A 15,776-nucleotide genomic window follows, 5' to 3' on the forward strand; every position below is an offset into this window, starting at 1 on the left:
GTCATGACTTATTTTTAATACTAGCATAAAGGAGTTCCATGTTTTTTAAACTCTTGATACAAGCGTTCAAGGTTAAAGACGTCAGAAGTAAAATCCTTTTCACACTTGGTATTCTCTTTGTTTTCCGCCTTGGTGCGCATATTACTGTGCCAGGAATTAACGTGCAAAACTTGAATGCCTTGAGTGATTTACCATTTTTGTCAATGATGAATATGGTATCAGGGAATGCCATGCAAAGCTTCTCCGTATTTGCCATGGGCGTATCGCCTTATATTACGGCGTCTATCATCGTTCAGTTGTTGCAGATGGATATTTTACCGAAGTTTGTCGAATGGGGCAAGCAAGGTGAAATTGGCCGTCGTAAACTCAACCAAGCGACACGTTATATCTCGCTCGTGCTTGCGATGTTACAATCTGTTGGAATTACCGCTGGGTTTCAGGCAATGAGCTCGCGAAATATCGTCAACAATCCGACTTGGCAGACTTATCTCTTTATCGGGATCATTTTGACCACGGGATCGATGGTTGTTGTTTGGTTGGGTGAACAAATCACTGCAAATGGTTGGGGTTCCGGTGTTTCTGTGATTATCTTCGCTGGGATTATCTCGTCTATTCCACGGACTTTTGTTGAACTTTATCAAGATAAGTTTGTGAATGTACGTCCTGATCAAATTCCAGGGTCAATCATCTTTGTCATCATTTTGTTTATCGTGATGGCGATTGTTGTCTTTGTTACAACCTTCATCCAACAGGCTGAACGCAAAATTCCAATCCAATATACGAAACTCGTACAAGGTGCCCCAACGAGTTCATACTTGCCACTGCGGGTCAATCCTGCTGGCGTGATTCCAGTAATCTTTGCAAGTTCAATCTCAACGGCACCAGCAACAATCCTACAATTTTTCCAATCCTCAAATAAGGATATTCCTTGGATTGAAACGTTGAAAAATGCTTTGGACTACAACACTTGGACGGGAATGATTTTCTATGCCCTGTTGATTGTCTTATTTACATTTTTCTATGCTTTTGTACAAGTAAATCCAGAAAAGATGTCGGAAAATTTGCAAAAACAAGGGTCATATATCCCGTCTGTACGTCCGGGTAAAGGAACAGAAAAATATATTTCACGTTTATTGATTCGTTTGTCAACGGTTGGTGCGCTTTTTCTCGGATTCATTTCAATTATTCCGATTATTGCCGCCAATCAGTTTGGCCTACCCAAGATGGTTGCACTAGGTGGTACAAGCCTCCTTATCTTGATTTCAACTGGTATTCAAGGTGCTAAACAACTTGAAGGGTATATGCTAAAACGCAAATACAAAGGCTTTATGGACGACCCTATCAACTAAGCTGAAAATGAAATACAAGAGTCTGACTTTGGTCGGGCTTTTTCATTTTTCGTCTTGAAATGCTGAGACTTTTTTCAAAGTTGTGATTTGATATTGTCAAAAGTGCTTTAAAAGGCTAAAATAGTAATGTAGCTAAAAAATCAGATAAAAACTAATTGGAGAAAAAATGAATTTACTAATCATGGGTTTGCCAGGTGCTGGTAAAGGAACTCAAGCAGAAACAATTGTTGATACTTACGGTGTGAAGCATATCTCTACGGGTGATATGTTCCGTGAAGCGATGAAAAACGAAACTGAGATGGGCAGACTTGCTAAGTCATTTATTGATAATGGTAACTTAGTACCTGATGATGTGACAAATGGTATTGTTAAAGAGCGTCTTGCGAAAGCGGATATCAAAGCGTCAGGCTTCTTGTTGGACGGCTTTCCGCGAACAATTGAGCAGGCTGAAGCGCTTGACGCCATGCTTGTAGATCTTGGTTTGAAACTAGATGCTGTGATCAATATTGATGTAAATCCTGATATTTTGGTAGATCGTTTGTCTGGCCGCTTCATCTGCCGGACATGTGGGGCGACTTACCATAAAATCTTCAATCCAACAAAAGTTGACGGTGTTTGTGATAAATGTGGCGGGCATGAGTTTTATCAACGTGAGGATGATAAGCCAGAAACAGTCAAAAATCGTCTGGACATCAACATTAAACAAGGGGCGCCTATCCTTGAACACTATGGTAAACTAGGTCTTGTAAAAGATGTGGCAGGCGAGCAAGAGATTGAAAAAGTATCTGCTGATATTAAAGTAATTCTGGGCTAATCAGAACGTTTGAAAATAAGTTAAAAGTAATTCAGATAAGTGACTTGTAAAAGTCGGACTAGTATGGTATAATATCCTAGTCCGACTTTTAGATATTTATCGAAAAACTGGACGAATTTAAAGAGGAGGTAAGTTGACGTGGCAAAAGATGACGTAATCGAAATTGAAGGCAAAGTGATTGACACAATGCCCAACGCGATGTTCACAGTTGAGCTTGAAAATGGACACAAAATTTTGGCGACTATTTCTGGTAAAATGCGTAAGAATTATATCCGCATCTTGACTGGTGACCGTGTTACTGTTGAGATGTCGCCGTATGATTTGACTCGTGGACGTATTACATACCGATTTAAGTAGTCCAAACATTTTTATAGGAGGTATATACAATGAAAGTAAGACCATCAGTTAAACCAATGTGCGAATACTGCAAAGTTATTCGTCGTAACGGTCGTGTTATGGTAATTTGCCCTGTCAATCCAAAACACAAACAACGTCAGGGATAGAAAGGAAACATAAAGAATGGCTCGTATTGCTGGAGTTGACATTCCAAATGATAAACAAGTAGTAATTTCACTTACTTACGTCTTTGGAATCGGTCTCAAAACTGCTCAGAAAGTTCTCGCTGCCGCTGGTGTTGCTGAAAACATTCGCGTTAAAGACCTTACAACTGACCAAGAAGATGCTATCCGTCGTGAAGTTGATGGACTCAAAGTTGAAGGCGATCTTCGTCGTGAAGTAAACTTGAACATCAAACGCCTCATGGAAATCGGTAGCTATCGTGGCATGCGTCATCGTCGTGGTTTGCCTACTCGTGGTCAAAACACGAAGAACAACGCACGTACACGCAAAGGCCCTGCTAAATCAATCGCAGGCAAGAAAAAATAATAGAAAGGAGATAAACATTGGCTAAACCTACTCGTAAACGTCGTGTCAAGAAAAATATCGAATCTGGTGTTGTTCATATCCATGCGACTTTCAATAACACAATCGTTATGATCACAGACGTTCATGGTAACGCGCTTGCTTGGTCATCTGCTGGTGCTCTTGGCTTCAAAGGGTCTAAAAAATCGACTCCTTTCGCTGCTCAAATGGCATCTGAAGCTGCTGCTAAGTCTGCTCAAGAACATGGTTTGAAAACTGTTGCTGTAACTGTTAAAGGTCCTGGTCCAGGTCGTGAATCCGCTATCCGCGCACTCGCAGCTGCAGGTCTTAACGTAACAGCAATCAGCGATGTGACGCCTGTACCCCATAATGGTGCACGTCCTCCAAAACGTCGTCGTGTCTAATTTCTAGGGTGCTTGTTGCTACTCTAACATTTTGCACTGAAAGGAAATACACATGATTGAGTTTGAAAAACCAAAAATTACAAAATTTGATGAAGAAAATACCTATGGCAAATTTGTCGTAGAACCGCTTGAACGTGGTTATGGTACAACCTTAGGCAATTCTTTGCGTCGTATTCTTTTGTCGTCACTACCTGGTGCTGCTGTTACAAGCATTCAAATTGATGGGGTTCTCCATGAATTTGCGACGATTCCTGGTGTGCATGAAGATGTGATTCAAGTGATTCTTGCTATCAAAGGTCTTGCAATCAAATCATACGTTGAGACGGAAAAAATTATTGAGCTTGATGTGACGGGGCCTGCTGTTGTAACGGCTGGAGACATCCTCACTGATAGCGACATCGAGATTGTCAACAAAGATCACTACCTGTTCACACTTGCTGAGGGTCATTCTGTGAATGCTCGCATGACAGTGAACTCAGGTCGTGGTTATGTCCTTGCTGAAGATAATAAACAAGCTGAAGCACCAATCGGGACAATCGCTGTGGATTCGTCTTACACGCCTGTCAACAAGGTTAATTACCAAGTTGAGCCAGCACGTGTGGGTGAAAAAGATAACTTTGACAAATTGTCACTGGAAATCTTTACAAACGGCACAATCTCTGCAGAAGATGCTTTGTCATTGTCTGCAAAAATTTTGACTGACCATTTGGGACTCTTTGTCAATCTATCTGAAGTGGCGCAAGCTGCGGATACATTGGTTGATAAAAACGAGGTCAAACCTGAGCGTGCTCTGGACAAGGTCATCGAAGAACTTGATCTTTCTGTTCGATCTTATAACTGTTTGAAACGTGCCGGTATCAATACTGTTGCTGATCTTGCTGATATGAGCGAACCTGAAATGCTCAAAGTGAAAAACTTGGGTCGTAAATCTCTGGTTGAAGTCAAGGACAAACTTGACAGCCTTGGATTGTCGCTCAAAAAAGACTAATAAAATCTAATAGGAGGAATCATGGGTTACCGTAAACTTGGACGTAAATCTGATCAACGTAAAGCTATGCTTCGCGATTTGACGACTGACTTGATCATCAACGAATACATCGTAACTACTGAAGCTCGCGCTAAAGAAGTTCGTAAAACTGTTGAAAAAATGATCACACTCGGAAAACGTGGCGATCTTCATGCACGCCGTCAAGCTGCTGCTTACGTACGCAACGAAATCGCTGAAAAAGATTTCAACGAAGAAACTGAAACTTTCCCAACTGCGCTTCAAAAATTGTTTAGCGACATCGCTACACGTTATGAAGGCCGCAATGGTGGATACACACGTATTCTTAAAACTGAACCACGCCGTGGCGATGCTGCACCAATGGCAATTATTGAACTTGTTTAATAATTGAATCACAGTATCACTTAAATAAAACAGTAAATGAAATCTTCATCAATTTTTGTGGAGTGTTATGATGGTGGTGCTTGCACTTAGTCTAGCTCTTACTGTCTAGTATTACTAGGCCGCTTACATTTTGTAAGTGGTTTTTATTTTGTCAAAAATCATCTTTTATAACTATGATGGGTGTCATATCCGATTTCAAAGGTGATTCCGCTGATTTTATGATAAAATGGAAATACTAACACATAACAAACTTGTTATTGGGGAGCAAGTCTGATGAACGAAGGGGTACGATGGATATTGCACGTGAGCTCTTGAAAGAGCGCTATTTTTCAAAATTAAAGCAGTCTGATGATTTATTTGTCGGAATTGAGCTAGAATTCCCGATTGTCAATCTGACGGGTGAGGCTGCTGAATTTCCTGTTGTCTGGGGGCTATTTGATGAGATTGTTGAGAATTTGCCATTTTCTGTAGAAAAGACGGATGAGAATGGTCAAGCTATTCAGCTGATTTCTGATGAAAATGATGATAGGATACTGTTTGAAGTCGGCTATAACACACTGGAGTTTGCTTTTGACAAGGCCAAGACCATATCAGAAGTAGCAAGTCGGTTTGAGACTTACTTAGCTGTGATTCAAAACTATCTGGCGTCAAAAAATCATCTGATGACGGGGCTCGGGGTCAATCCTTTCTGGGATAAAAATGACAATCGTCCTGTCGCAAGTGATCGCTATGAGATGCTCATGGCTTATCTGAAGCTTGGGGCATCGCATGAATCAGTCCGAGATCATCACTATAACTACGGTGCTTTCATTCAAGGGAGTCAGATTCAGCTGGATGTGATTGAGGATAATTTACTAGATGTGCTCAATCTGTTTAATGCGATCGAGCCTGCTAAGGCATGGCTTTTTGCCAATTCTTACCTGTGGCAATCTCAGCTTGACACACTGATCTCACGTGATATTTTTTGGGAAGAGTCAATGCATGGTGTTTTCAAGGAAAATGTTGGTGTCTTTCCCGAATTTTTCACAGACAAGGAAAGTTTTTTGGACTATCTGACGAAAACTGCCTTGTTTACAACAACGCATGACGAGAAGACTTACTATTTTTCTCCGATTCAGGTGGCTGATTTTTTCAATCATGATGAGATAGCGGCTTTTGATTTGGCGGGAAATGATGTCGTTTTGTCGCCTTCACCGCACGATTTTGACAATCATCGAAGTTATCAGTATCAGGATCTGACAGCGCGCGGTACAGTTGAGTTTCGGAGCACTTGCGCGCAGCCTATAGCAGATTCATTTAGCGTTGCGGCCTTTCATCTGGGTTTGATGGTTGAGCTATCAGAGTTTAAAAATCTGCTGTCTGACCATGATTTTTATGAAGACTATGGTCGTGACTATCCGACTTTGCGTAGACGCTTTGCTGGTCAAAACTTGACTTCTGATGAGTTAGCAGATGTTGCTGCATTTGCCAAAGATTTGCTTGATTTGGCTAAAAAGGGGTTGGATAAACGTGGGTTTGGGGAAGCAGACTATCTAGCATCGCTCTATGAGCGTGTCGAAAAACTCGAAAATCCTGCCATAAGAGCACTAGAGTTGTACAATAATGGTAAAACATTATCAGAAATATCGGAGATTTTTGCAAATGGAAAAAACATTTAAGGTTACAGGCGCACTTGCGGAAAATGCCTACTGGTATTTTAATGGAGATCTTGTGACGGTGACTTATGATAGTAATCGTGAGTTAGAAGCGATTCTTGCGGTCATGAGTCGTCAGAATATTGACATCAGGCACGTTGATGCCCCGAAAAACGACTTTCAGCTACCAGGGTATGAAAATCTAGAGCTGTCCACGCAAAATGTCATTGCGGATGCCATTAAGCATGGGATCAAGTTTGAGGTTTTGGACGAAGTTGAGCAGATCGTTAAACTGACGCATGAGAACCACGTCGAATACATCAAAGAAGGCAATATCACACGACTTGACAGTGCGCTTTCGCACGCACTTATGGAAAATAAAATCGTGACTAAGGAAATTCTCAGCTCAGCTGGGATTGCTGTACCAAATGGCTTTGAATTTCATGATATAGACGCTGCGCTGCGCTATTTTGATAAGCTTCCGTCAGAGTTCGTTGTCAAGCCAAAATCCACGAATTATGGCATTGGGATCACGATTTTCAAAGAAATGACGACACAGGCCGACTATGAAAAGGCCGTCAGAATTGCTTTTGAAAATGATGATGCCATTATCGTTGAAACTTATGCACATGGGACGGAGTATCGCTTTTATGTGCAGGACAGTCGAGTGCTTGCAGTCTTGGAGCGTTTTCCTGCAAATGTCGTTGGCGATGGCGTGCACACAATCAAGCAACTGGTTAATATCAAAAACGCAGACATCAGACGTGGAGAAAATCATAGAACGCCACTTGAAAAAATCAAGCTAGGTGACGTGGAGCTGCTGACGCTAAATCTGCAAGGGGTTGATGAAAATACAGTACCTAAAAAGCAAGAACAGATTTTTCTCAGAGAAAACTCAAATGTGTCAACGGGTGGTGACTCAATTGATCGGACAGATGACGTGAGTGAATTTTACAAAGACATCGCAGTTGTAGCTGCACGAGCGCTTGATGTTGTGATTACAGGCGTTGATATTATTATCGATGACCTGAGTAAAGAAGGCGCTTATTTTGTCATTGAGGCCAATCAAAATCCGATGATGCAGATGCACCTTTTTCCTGCGGTGGGTACGTCTCGCCGTGTGACTGAGGCACTGATAACACTATTATTTCCTGAGGTTTTATGAAAAATAAATTACTGATTATTGTGCCAGTGGTGCTTGTTTTGCTGATTGGTTTGTGGTCGAGTTTCTCTTATGATCGCGCGAATGTCTCTGATTTGCTAGAGCGTGCGTTGCCACATCGGCCAGGGTATACGCTTTTGGATAATATTTCCTTTACTTGGGCGGGGACTAAGGTGTCGATTTATGACATGGGTTATTATCGCTTTTTGGATTGGATGATTCGTAAGATCACCTTTTTCCTGTTATTTGGCGTTTTTGGCCTGTTTTTATTCTTGAATTTCAGACGCATCAAGGAATTTTCTGAGTTTGCAGCGGCGTTTTATGCCATTTTTGCAACGGCGGTCTATTCTAACTTGGATGAAATTCATCAGCATTTTGTGGACGGACGTGATATGAGTTTGACGGATACAGTCCTGAAAAGTACTGGCGCACTACTATTTATCACAATCGCTTTTCTAGTATTGCGTAAACGCAGGCTACAGATGTGATGAATGTTATCAATTACCAAAATTTTCAGATAATTCCCTTGACGAATGGTTTTAAAGTGTTAAAATAGTAGTTACATATTTGTTTGAAAGAAGGAAAAATTATGCGTAGTGATATGATTAAGGTCGGTGTGGATAAAGCGCCAGCACGTGGGCTTTTATATGCGACCGGCCAAGTAAAATCAAGCCGTGATATGCAAAAACCGTTTATCGCCATCTGTAACTCTTATATTGACATCGTGCCTGGTCACGTGCATTTGCGTGAGCTTGCAGATATTGCCAAAGAAGCCATCCGTGAAGCTGGTGGGATTCCTTTTGAGTTCAACACGATTGGTGTGGACGACGGGATTGCCATGGGCCATATCGGTATGCGTTACAGCTTACCCAGTCGTGAGCTGATTGCTGACTCTGCTGAGACCGTGATCAACGCGCACTGGTTTGACGGTGTGTTCTACATTCCTAACTGTGATAAAATCACGCCGGGGATGATTCTTGCTGCTTTGCGCACGAACGTGCCGGGAATCTTTTGTTCAGGCGGTCCGATGAAGGCTGGCCTTGACATGACTGGTCACCAAGCGACTTTGTCAAGCCTTTTTGAAGCTGTTGGAACTTATGAAAATGGTCAAATGACTTCTGATGAACTTGATTTCCTTGAAAAAAATGCTTGTCCGTCATGTGGGTCATGTGCTGGGATGTTTACAGCCAACTCGATGAACTCACTCATGGAAGTACTTGGCCTTGCCTTACCAGGAAATGGAACAATTCTTGCCGTTTCTGATGAACGCCGGGAACTTGTCAAACAAGCAGCAGAACGTCTGATGTATTTGGTTAAAAATCAAATCAAACCATGTGACATCGTCACAAAAGAAGCGATTGATGATGCCTTTGCACTTGACATGGCAATGGGTGGTTCCACAAATACAGTACTCCACACACTTGCGATTGCCCATGAAGCAGGCATCAAATATGACCTGTCAGATATCAATGAAATTGCTAAAAAAACACCGTATTTGTCAAAAATTGCGCCATCATCAATCTACTCAATGCATGACGTGCATGAGGCAGGTGGCGTGTCGGCAATCATTAACCAATTGATCGCATGTGGTGCGGTTAAAGGTGATCGTATAACAGTTACTGGCAAAACACTCAAAGAAAACGTAGCAGACGCTAAGATTCTAAACGAAGAAGTTATCCATCCACTGTCAAATCCATACTCTAAAACAGGTGGTTTGTCAGTGCTTTATGGCAATATCGCTGAGCAAGGTTCGGTCATTAAAGTGGGCGGCGTAGATCCGTCAGTTAAAGTCTTCAAAGGCAAAGCAATCTGCTTTAACAGCCATGATGAAGCTGTCGCTGCGATTGACAATGGCACTGTAAAAGCAGGTCACGTTGTTGTCATCCGCTACGAAGGCCCTAAAGGTGGTCCTGGTATGCCTGAAATGTTGGAACCTACTTCTAAGATTGTTGGTCGTGGACTTGGTAAAGATGTTGCACTGATTACTGACGGTCGTTTTTCTGGTGCCACACGTGGTATTGCAATCGGTCACGTGTCACCAGAAGCAGCAGCTGGTGGCGCAATTGGTCGCATCAATGATGGTGACGAAATCGTCATTGATTTGCCAAATCGGACCATCAACTTGAGCGTTTCTGACGAAGAACTCGAAGCACGAAAGGCTGATGTACCAAGATTTGAGCCTAAAGTAAAAACTGGCTGGCTAGCACGCTACACTGCTCTGACAACGTCTGCAAACACAGGTGCGGTTCTGATGTCGCCTCAGCAATTACAAGAACTTCTTTTTGAACAACAAAATCAGTAAAAGAAAAAAATCTCGATTTGATTAGTCGAGATTTTTTTCTTTGATGATGTAGCTAGGCCGATGTTTGGTTTCTAAAAAGATTTTGCCGATGTATTTGCCGATAATGCCAAGTGAGAAAAGCTGTAAACCGCCGATTAGGAGCATGAGGATGATCAATGTTGGAAAGCCTTGGACAGGGTCGCCAAACAGCAAAGTTTTAGTCATGTAAAATGCAGCAAGGCAAAGTGAGATGACAAAGGAAACAAATCCAGTCACAGTCGCAAAGTTCAAAGGCGCATCAGAAAAGTTGACAATACCGTCAATTGAGTAAGATACAAGCTGCCAAAAGTGCCAAGAAGACTTGCCGGCTTGCCGCTCGACATTATCATAATCAATGTAGAATGCTTTAAATCCTGCCCAAGCAAATAGGCCCTTTGAAAAACGATTGACTTCTGATAGTTTCAACAGCTCGTCAACGACTTGTCTCGTCATCAGGCGGAAATCTCGGACACCGCTCGGGATTTCTTGGTCAGAGATATGATTGATCAGCGAGTAAAAACGATTTGCGAAAAAAGTTCTGATGGCTGGTTCACCCTGCCGATTACGACGTTTACAACCAACAATATCGTAGTTTTCTGTCGTCATCTTTTGATACATGTCATTCAAAAGTTCAGGAGGATCTTGCAAATCCGCATCCATCAGCGTCACAAAATCGCCCTCAGAATAGGTCAATCCTGCTAAAATAGCTGATTCCTTGCCAAAATTTCTTGAAAAAGAGAGGTAAAAAATATCGTCAGAACTCGCAGCCAATGCTTTCATCACAGCCAAAGTGTCGTCAGAAGAGCCATCATTGACCAGGATAAATTTTTTCGTTAGCGGCAAATGTGTGGTCACACGCTGTACCTCTCTGACAAAATCAGCGAGCACTTGCGCTTCATTGAAACAAGGCACGATAATAGATAAAGTTTTCATTACCTAAATTATATCAAAATTACTTGAATATTCCTTATAAAAGTGATAAAATATGAAACATAATTCACAATTTTCAGAATTTTTGAACGGTGAAAATCCCACAAAGGAGAGACAGATTTGAAACAAACTAAACTCGATGCCCCTAGAAGTGGTTCTTTGCTTGTCCTTGACACCCTGAAAAATCTCGGTGTTGATACAATATTCGGCTACCCTGGCGGCGCTGTTTTGCCGTTGTATGACGCCATTTACGACTATGATGGCATTCAGCACATTTTGGCGCGCCACGAGCAAGGTGCAACGCACGAAGCTGAGGGTTATGCCAAGTCGTCAGGGAAACTAGGGGTCGCCATCGTGACATCAGGTCCTGGTGCGACAAATGCCATCACAGCAATTGCAGACGCAAACTCTGATTCAGTGCCTATGCTCATCTTCACAGGGCAAGTTGCAACGCCAGGTATCGGTAAAGACGCCTTTCAAGAAGCTGACATCATCGGCATCACCATGCCCATTACCAAATACAACTATCAGATTCGTGAAACAGAAGATATCCCGCGCGTGATTACTGAGGCTGTTCATATCGCAACAACCGGTCGTCCAGGCCCAGTTGTGATCGACTTGCCTAAAAATATTGCGGCAAAAGAAGTTGAAGTGATTAACGACACGACGATTGTCTTGCCATCTTATCAGCCAACGCTTGAGCCAAATGTCATGCAGCTCAAAAAAATCGTGGATCTTTTAGCCAAGAAAAAGCGCCCTTTGATTTTAGCTGGTGGCGGGATTAACTATGCCACGGCGAACGCTGAGCTCGTTGCCTTTGCAGAAAAATATCAGATTCCAGTCGTTGCGACTTTGCTAGGGCTTGGTGCAATGCCAACAGCACACCCGCTATTTCTAGGCATGGGAGGCATGCACGGCGCTTATGCGGCCAATATGGCGCTTGCTGAGACAGATTTTTTGATCAATTTTGGCAGTCGTTTTGATGACCGTTTGGCGTCAAATCCAACTAAGTTTCTGAAAAATGCGACAGTGGCACATATCGACATTGACCCAGCTGAAATCGGTAAAATCGTCAAAACGCATTTGCCAGTTGTTGGTGACGCGAAACTAGCGATCAAAGCCTTGTTAGCAACCGAACAACCCAAGACAAACTTTGCCCAATGGTTGACACAAGTCCAAGAAAACGTCAAAAAAGCGCCATACAGTTTTGAGGCAGAACCTGAGTTCAATAAACCGCAGGAAGTTATCAAACTCATCGGAGAGATTACAAAAGGCGATGCTATCATCGTAACAGACGTCGGTCAACACCAGATGTGGACTGCTCAGTGGTACCCCTACCAAAACAATCGGCAACTCATCACGAGTGGCGGCCTTGGTACAATGGGATTTGGCATTCCAGCAGCAATTGGGGCGAAACTCGCCAATCCTGACAAGAATGTGATTCTTTTTGTCGGAGACGGCGGTTTCCAGATGACTAATCAAGAGCTTGCTATTTTAAATGGCTACAATCTTGCCATCAAGGTTATTTTATTTAACAACCACTCACTTGGCATGGTTCGCCAGTGGCAAGAGAGTTTTTATGAAGAACGCCGCAGCCAATCTACTTTTGACTTGGAGCCTAATTTCCAACTCTTAGCAGAAGCATATGGTATCAAGCACGATAAATTCTTAGATCCTGCAACCATTGCTGACGATCTAAAAATCATCACAGAAGATGTGCCAATGGTACTGGAAGTTGGCATCTCTCAAAAAGAACAAGTCTATCCAATGGTGCCCGCAGGTTGGCACAACGATGAAATGTTGGGGGTGAAATTCAATGCGTAGAATGCTAACAGCAAAACTCAATAACTCAACAGGTGTACTCAACCGTTTTACAGGCGTTTTGTCACGCCGTCAGGTCAATATCGAGAGTATTTCAGTTGGTCATGCGGATGCACCAAATATTTCTCGGATTACGATTATTATTGATGTTGAAAACATGAACGAAGTCGAGCAGATTATCAAGCAGCTCAACCGTCAGATTGACGTTCTTCGTGTGCGTGACATTACAGATGTGCCACATATTGAGCGTGAGGTCATTTTAGTCAAGGTTGCGGCACCAGCTAATCTCAGAGCAGAACTTTTTGCAATGGTACAACCTTTTCGCGCAAGTGTAGTTGACGTAGCACCGAAAACCGTCACGATCCAGATGACAGGTGATTCTGACAAAATTGAAGCGCTTTTACGTGTCGTAAAACCATATGGCATTAAAAATATTGCAAGAACAGGTGCCACAGGATTTACCCGCGATTGATGCAAGATTGTGAAAAAAATATTATTTACTCTTGACAAATTGTCTGAAAAATCGTACAATTATATCATATTTAGAAATTAGGAGAATATTTCATTATGGCAGTAACAATGTATTACGAAGATGACGTTAAAACACCAGCACTTGCTGGCAAACAAATCGCAGTTGTCGGTTATGGTTCACAAGGCCATGCCCACGCACAAAATTTGCGTGATTCTGGCGAAAACGTCATCATTGGTATCCGTCCAGGTAAATCTTTTGACGCCGCTAAAGAAGACGGGTTCGATGTTTATCCGGTAGCCGAAGCAGTTGCAAAATCTGACATCATCATGATTTTGGCACCAGACGAAATCCAAGCTGACTTGTATGCAGCAGAAATTGCTCCTAACCTCAAAGACGGTGCTGCAATTGGTTTTGGCCACGGATTTAACATCCATTTTGGTTATATCAAAGCACCTGAAACAGTTGACGTTTTCATGCTTGCGCCGAAAGGACCAGGTCACTTGGTACGTCGTACTTACACTGAAGGATTTGGCGTTCCTGCACTTTTTGCAGTTTATCAAGACGCAACAGGTAATGCACGTGATATCGCAATGGACTGGGGCCGTGCTGCAGGTGCTGCCCGCGTTGGGATGATTGAAACATCATTCAAAGAAGAAACAGAAGAAGATTTGTTCGGTGAGCAAGCTGTCCTTTGTGGTGGTGTGACTGCCCTCATCAACGCTGGTTTTGAAACACTGACAGAAGGTGGTTATGCACCAGAACTTGCCTACTTTGAAGTCCTCCACGAAATGAAACTTATCGTAGATTTGATGTATGAAGGCGGCTTCAAGAAAATGCGTCAATCAATCTCAAATACAGCTGAATTTGGTGATTATATTGCAGGCCCACAAATCATCACTGCTGAAGTAAAAGCAAACATGAAAAAAGTGCTTAGCGACATCCAAACTGGTAAATTCGCCGAAGACTTCGTTAGCGACTACAAAGCTGGTAATCCAAAACTTAAAGCTTACCGTGCTGCCGCAGCTGACCTAGAAATTGAAAAAGTTGGTGCTGAATTGCGTAAAGCAATGCCATTTACACAATCTGGCGATGATGCAGCTTTCAAAATCTACAACTAATATTATAATGATTTGCACAGCGTGCTTTAACCGTGCAGAATTCCACCAGAAAGCTGAGCGGCGCTCGGCTTTTTGGTGTTTTATAGACTAAGGAATAAGAAAATATGGTATCATATAAAAATGTTTTAGAGGCAAATGATGTCTTGAAATCCGTTGTCATGAGAACTCCAATGCGCTTGGACAGCTATCTTTCAGAAAAATATGGGGCGAATGTCTACCTCAAACAAGAAAATGTTCAAAAAGTGCGGTCATTCAAGCTACGAGGTGCCTATTATGCCATACATAATCTGCCAAAAGATAAGCTAACTAATGGTGTCGTCTGCGCAAGTGCAGGCAATCATGCACAAGGTGTCGCCTATACGTGTAACGAGTTGAAGATTCCAGCAACGATTTTCATGCCAACGACAACTCCTCAGCAAAAAATAACACAAGTCAAGTTTTTTGGAGGCGACTACGCTGAAATTGCGCTGGTTGGTGACACATTTGATGAGTCAGCTGCAGCTGCAATCGATTTTGCGACACGTGAAAAGAAAACGTTCATTGATCCTTTTGATAACCCTGATGTGATTGCTGGACAAGGTACTGTAGCAGTCGAAGTCTGTGATAATGCTGGCGAAAAAGGAATCGCTGTTGATAAAATTCTCGTTGCAGTTGGTGGTGGTGGATTGATTTCAGGTGTCTCTCTCTACATGAAACATGCGAGCCCTTCAACCCAAGTCATCGGTGTTGAAGCGACAGGAGCTAGATCGATGCAAGCTGCTTTTGACAATGGCGCCCCAATTAAGCTAGAGGCTATTGACAAGTTTGCAGATGGTATCGCCGTTCAAAAAGTTGGACAGCTGACCTATCAGATTGCTAAAGATCATGTCGATAAATTGGTCAATACGGACGAAGGCTTGATTGCAAGTACACTTTTGGATTTGTATTCGAAGCAAGGAATTGTTGCTGAGCCTGCAGGTGCTGCAAGTGTCGCTGCGCTTGAGTTGATCAAGGATGAGATCAAAGGGCAAAATGTTGTTTGTATCATCTCAGGTGGTAATAACGATATTAACCGAATGCAAGAAATCGAAGAAAAAAGTCTGATATATGAAGGACTCAAACATTATTTCGTTATCAACTTTCCGCAACGTCCAGGTGCCTTGCGTGAATTTGTCAATGATATATTAGGACCGCATGATGATATTACGCGATTTGAGTACATCAAACGTGCCGATAAAGGCAAAGGACCAGTTCTGATAGGCATTCTCCTGGCAGATAAACACGACCACCCCCAACTTATCGAACGCCTGGCAGCGTTTGATAGTAAATTCATTGATTTAAAGGGACAAGAAAGCTTATATAATCTACTAGTATAACACCTAAATAGCAAGGCCTCTGGCCTTGTTTTTCAGTCGCAAGAAAAAAAGCGAAAAAAGGTGAAGAAAGTAGTTGACAGGGGAGATGAAATTTGATAAGATATTAAAGTACTCAATTCGAGGAG

Annotated in this window: 17 protein-coding genes; 16 read left to right on the plus strand and 1 reads right to left on the minus strand. The window is 42.4% G+C overall.

Going from position 1 to position 15,776, the window contains the following annotated elements; translation table 11 throughout:
* The first annotated feature begins 38 nt into the window (after positions 1–38).
* The 12 genes from secY (at position 39) to ilvD (ending at position 9,937) form a co-directional block, all read left to right on the plus strand.
* Positions 39–1,349: a preprotein translocase subunit SecY gene (gene secY / locus Hs20B_RS08050; protein WP_172357343.1), complete on the plus strand. Its 1,311-nt coding sequence runs from the start codon at positions 39–41 to the stop codon at positions 1,347–1,349.
* Positions 1,350–1,515: 166 nt separating this feature from the next.
* Positions 1,516–2,163, plus strand: coding sequence for an adenylate kinase (locus Hs20B_RS08055; RefSeq protein ID WP_172357345.1), 648 nt, complete (start codon positions 1,516–1,518; stop codon positions 2,161–2,163).
* Positions 2,164–2,301: 138 nt separating this feature from the next.
* A complete protein-coding gene (gene infA, locus Hs20B_RS08060) occupies positions 2,302–2,520 on the plus strand; it encodes a translation initiation factor IF-1 (RefSeq protein WP_003138071.1) in 219 nt (72 codons plus the stop codon).
* A 29-nt stretch (positions 2,521–2,549) separates the two neighbouring features.
* Entirely contained in the window at positions 2,550–2,666 is a 117-nt protein-coding gene (gene rpmJ / locus Hs20B_RS08065) for a 50S ribosomal protein L36 (protein WP_072353646.1), read from the plus strand.
* A gap of 16 nt (positions 2,667–2,682) precedes the next feature.
* Positions 2,683–3,048, plus strand: a complete 366-nt coding sequence (rpsM, locus tag Hs20B_RS08070) for a 30S ribosomal protein S13 (RefSeq protein ID WP_172357347.1) — start codon at positions 2,683–2,685, stop codon at positions 3,046–3,048.
* A gap of 17 nt (positions 3,049–3,065) precedes the next feature.
* Positions 3,066–3,449 (plus strand): 30S ribosomal protein S11, encoded by a 384-nt coding sequence (gene rpsK, locus Hs20B_RS08075; protein WP_003138068.1) that lies wholly within the window; start codon positions 3,066–3,068, stop codon positions 3,447–3,449.
* Between the two features lie 52 nt (positions 3,450–3,501).
* A complete protein-coding gene (locus Hs20B_RS08080) occupies positions 3,502–4,437 on the plus strand; it encodes a DNA-directed RNA polymerase subunit alpha (protein WP_172357349.1) in 936 nt (311 codons plus the stop codon).
* A 21-nt stretch (positions 4,438–4,458) separates the two neighbouring features.
* The gene (gene rplQ, locus Hs20B_RS08085; protein ID WP_172357351.1) at positions 4,459–4,839 is read left to right on the plus strand and encodes a 50S ribosomal protein L17; all 381 of its coding nucleotides are present in this window, start codon (positions 4,459–4,461) and stop codon (positions 4,837–4,839) included.
* A 290-nt stretch (positions 4,840–5,129) separates the two neighbouring features.
* Positions 5,130–6,497 carry a glutamate-cysteine ligase family protein gene (locus tag Hs20B_RS08090; protein ID WP_172357353.1) on the plus strand — a complete coding sequence of 456 codons (1,368 nt, stop codon included), beginning with the start codon at positions 5,130–5,132 and terminating at the stop codon, positions 6,495–6,497.
* Positions 6,481–7,638, plus strand: coding sequence for a bifunctional glutamate--cysteine ligase GshA/glutathione synthetase GshB (gene gshAB / locus Hs20B_RS08095; protein ID WP_172357355.1), 1,158 nt, complete (start codon positions 6,481–6,483; stop codon positions 7,636–7,638). Before Hs20B_RS08090 ends, gshAB begins: the two co-directional genes overlap by 17 nt.
* Entirely contained in the window at positions 7,635–8,123 is a 489-nt protein-coding gene (locus Hs20B_RS08100; RefSeq protein WP_172357357.1) for a VanZ family protein, read from the plus strand. The genes gshAB and Hs20B_RS08100 overlap by 4 nt, the downstream gene beginning before the upstream one ends.
* A 101-nt stretch (positions 8,124–8,224) precedes the next feature.
* Positions 8,225–9,937 (plus strand): dihydroxy-acid dehydratase, encoded by a 1,713-nt coding sequence (gene ilvD / locus Hs20B_RS08105; protein ID WP_172357359.1) that lies wholly within the window; start codon positions 8,225–8,227, stop codon positions 9,935–9,937.
* A 21-nt stretch (positions 9,938–9,958) separates the two neighbouring features.
* On the opposite strand, the gene Hs20B_RS08110 is transcribed toward ilvD, so the two are convergent.
* Entirely contained in the window at positions 9,959–10,888 is a 930-nt protein-coding gene (locus tag Hs20B_RS08110; protein WP_172357361.1) for a glycosyltransferase family 2 protein, read from the minus strand.
* Positions 10,889–11,005: 117 nt separating this feature from the next.
* On the opposite strand from Hs20B_RS08110, the gene Hs20B_RS08115 reads away from it, so the two are divergent.
* From Hs20B_RS08115 to ilvA, 4 genes are all read left to right on the plus strand, one after another.
* On the plus strand, positions 11,006–12,709 hold the full coding sequence (locus Hs20B_RS08115; protein ID WP_172357363.1) for an acetolactate synthase large subunit: 1,704 nt from the start codon (positions 11,006–11,008) through the stop codon (positions 12,707–12,709).
* The gene (gene ilvN, locus Hs20B_RS08120) at positions 12,702–13,178 is read left to right on the plus strand and encodes an acetolactate synthase small subunit (RefSeq protein WP_172357365.1); all 477 of its coding nucleotides are present in this window, start codon (positions 12,702–12,704) and stop codon (positions 13,176–13,178) included. The genes Hs20B_RS08115 and ilvN overlap by 8 nt, the downstream gene beginning before the upstream one ends.
* Positions 13,179–13,273: 95 nt before the next feature.
* Positions 13,274–14,296, plus strand: coding sequence for a ketol-acid reductoisomerase (gene ilvC, locus Hs20B_RS08125; protein WP_172357367.1), 1,023 nt, complete (start codon positions 13,274–13,276; stop codon positions 14,294–14,296).
* Between the two features lie 104 nt (positions 14,297–14,400).
* The gene (ilvA, locus tag Hs20B_RS08130) at positions 14,401–15,651 is read left to right on the plus strand and encodes a threonine ammonia-lyase IlvA (protein WP_172357369.1); all 1,251 of its coding nucleotides are present in this window, start codon (positions 14,401–14,403) and stop codon (positions 15,649–15,651) included.
* Positions 15,652–15,776 lie beyond the last annotated feature (125 nt).

Origin of the sequence: Pseudolactococcus insecticola (genome assembly GCF_011170065.1) — a bacterium.
GTDB classification, from domain to species: Bacteria; Bacillota; Bacilli; order Lactobacillales; family Streptococcaceae; genus Pseudolactococcus; species Pseudolactococcus insecticola.

What these genes read in the sequence shown, in the direction of transcription:
- secY (WP_172357343.1), top strand. Translation starts at nt 39, where the DNA reads ATGTTTTTTAAACTCTTGATACAAGCGTTCAAGGTTAAAGACGTCAGA.
- Hs20B_RS08055 (WP_172357345.1), top strand. Translation starts at nt 1,516, where the DNA reads ATGAATTTACTAATCATGGGTTTGCCAGGTGCTGGTAAAGGAACTCAA.
- rpmJ (WP_072353646.1), top strand. Translation starts at nt 2,550, where the DNA reads ATGAAAGTAAGACCATCAGTTAAACCAATGTGCGAATACTGCAAAGTT.
- rpsM (WP_172357347.1), top strand. Translation starts at nt 2,683, where the DNA reads ATGGCTCGTATTGCTGGAGTTGACATTCCAAATGATAAACAAGTAGTA.
- Hs20B_RS08080 (WP_172357349.1), top strand. Translation starts at nt 3,502, where the DNA reads ATGATTGAGTTTGAAAAACCAAAAATTACAAAATTTGATGAAGAAAAT.
- rplQ (WP_172357351.1), top strand. Translation starts at nt 4,459, where the DNA reads ATGGGTTACCGTAAACTTGGACGTAAATCTGATCAACGTAAAGCTATG.
- Hs20B_RS08090 (WP_172357353.1), top strand. Translation starts at nt 5,130, where the DNA reads ATGGATATTGCACGTGAGCTCTTGAAAGAGCGCTATTTTTCAAAATTA.
- gshAB (WP_172357355.1), top strand. Translation starts at nt 6,481, where the DNA reads ATGGAAAAAACATTTAAGGTTACAGGCGCACTTGCGGAAAATGCCTAC.
- Hs20B_RS08100 (WP_172357357.1), top strand. Translation starts at nt 7,635, where the DNA reads ATGAAAAATAAATTACTGATTATTGTGCCAGTGGTGCTTGTTTTGCTG.
- ilvD (WP_172357359.1), top strand. Translation starts at nt 8,225, where the DNA reads ATGCGTAGTGATATGATTAAGGTCGGTGTGGATAAAGCGCCAGCACGT.
- Hs20B_RS08110 (WP_172357361.1), bottom strand. Translation starts at nt 10,888, where the DNA reads ATGAAAACTTTATCTATTATCGTGCCTTGTTTCAATGAAGCGCAAGTG.
- ilvN (WP_172357365.1), top strand. Translation starts at nt 12,702, where the DNA reads ATGCGTAGAATGCTAACAGCAAAACTCAATAACTCAACAGGTGTACTC.
- ilvC (WP_172357367.1), top strand. Translation starts at nt 13,274, where the DNA reads ATGGCAGTAACAATGTATTACGAAGATGACGTTAAAACACCAGCACTT.
- ilvA (WP_172357369.1), top strand. Translation starts at nt 14,401, where the DNA reads ATGGTATCATATAAAAATGTTTTAGAGGCAAATGATGTCTTGAAATCC.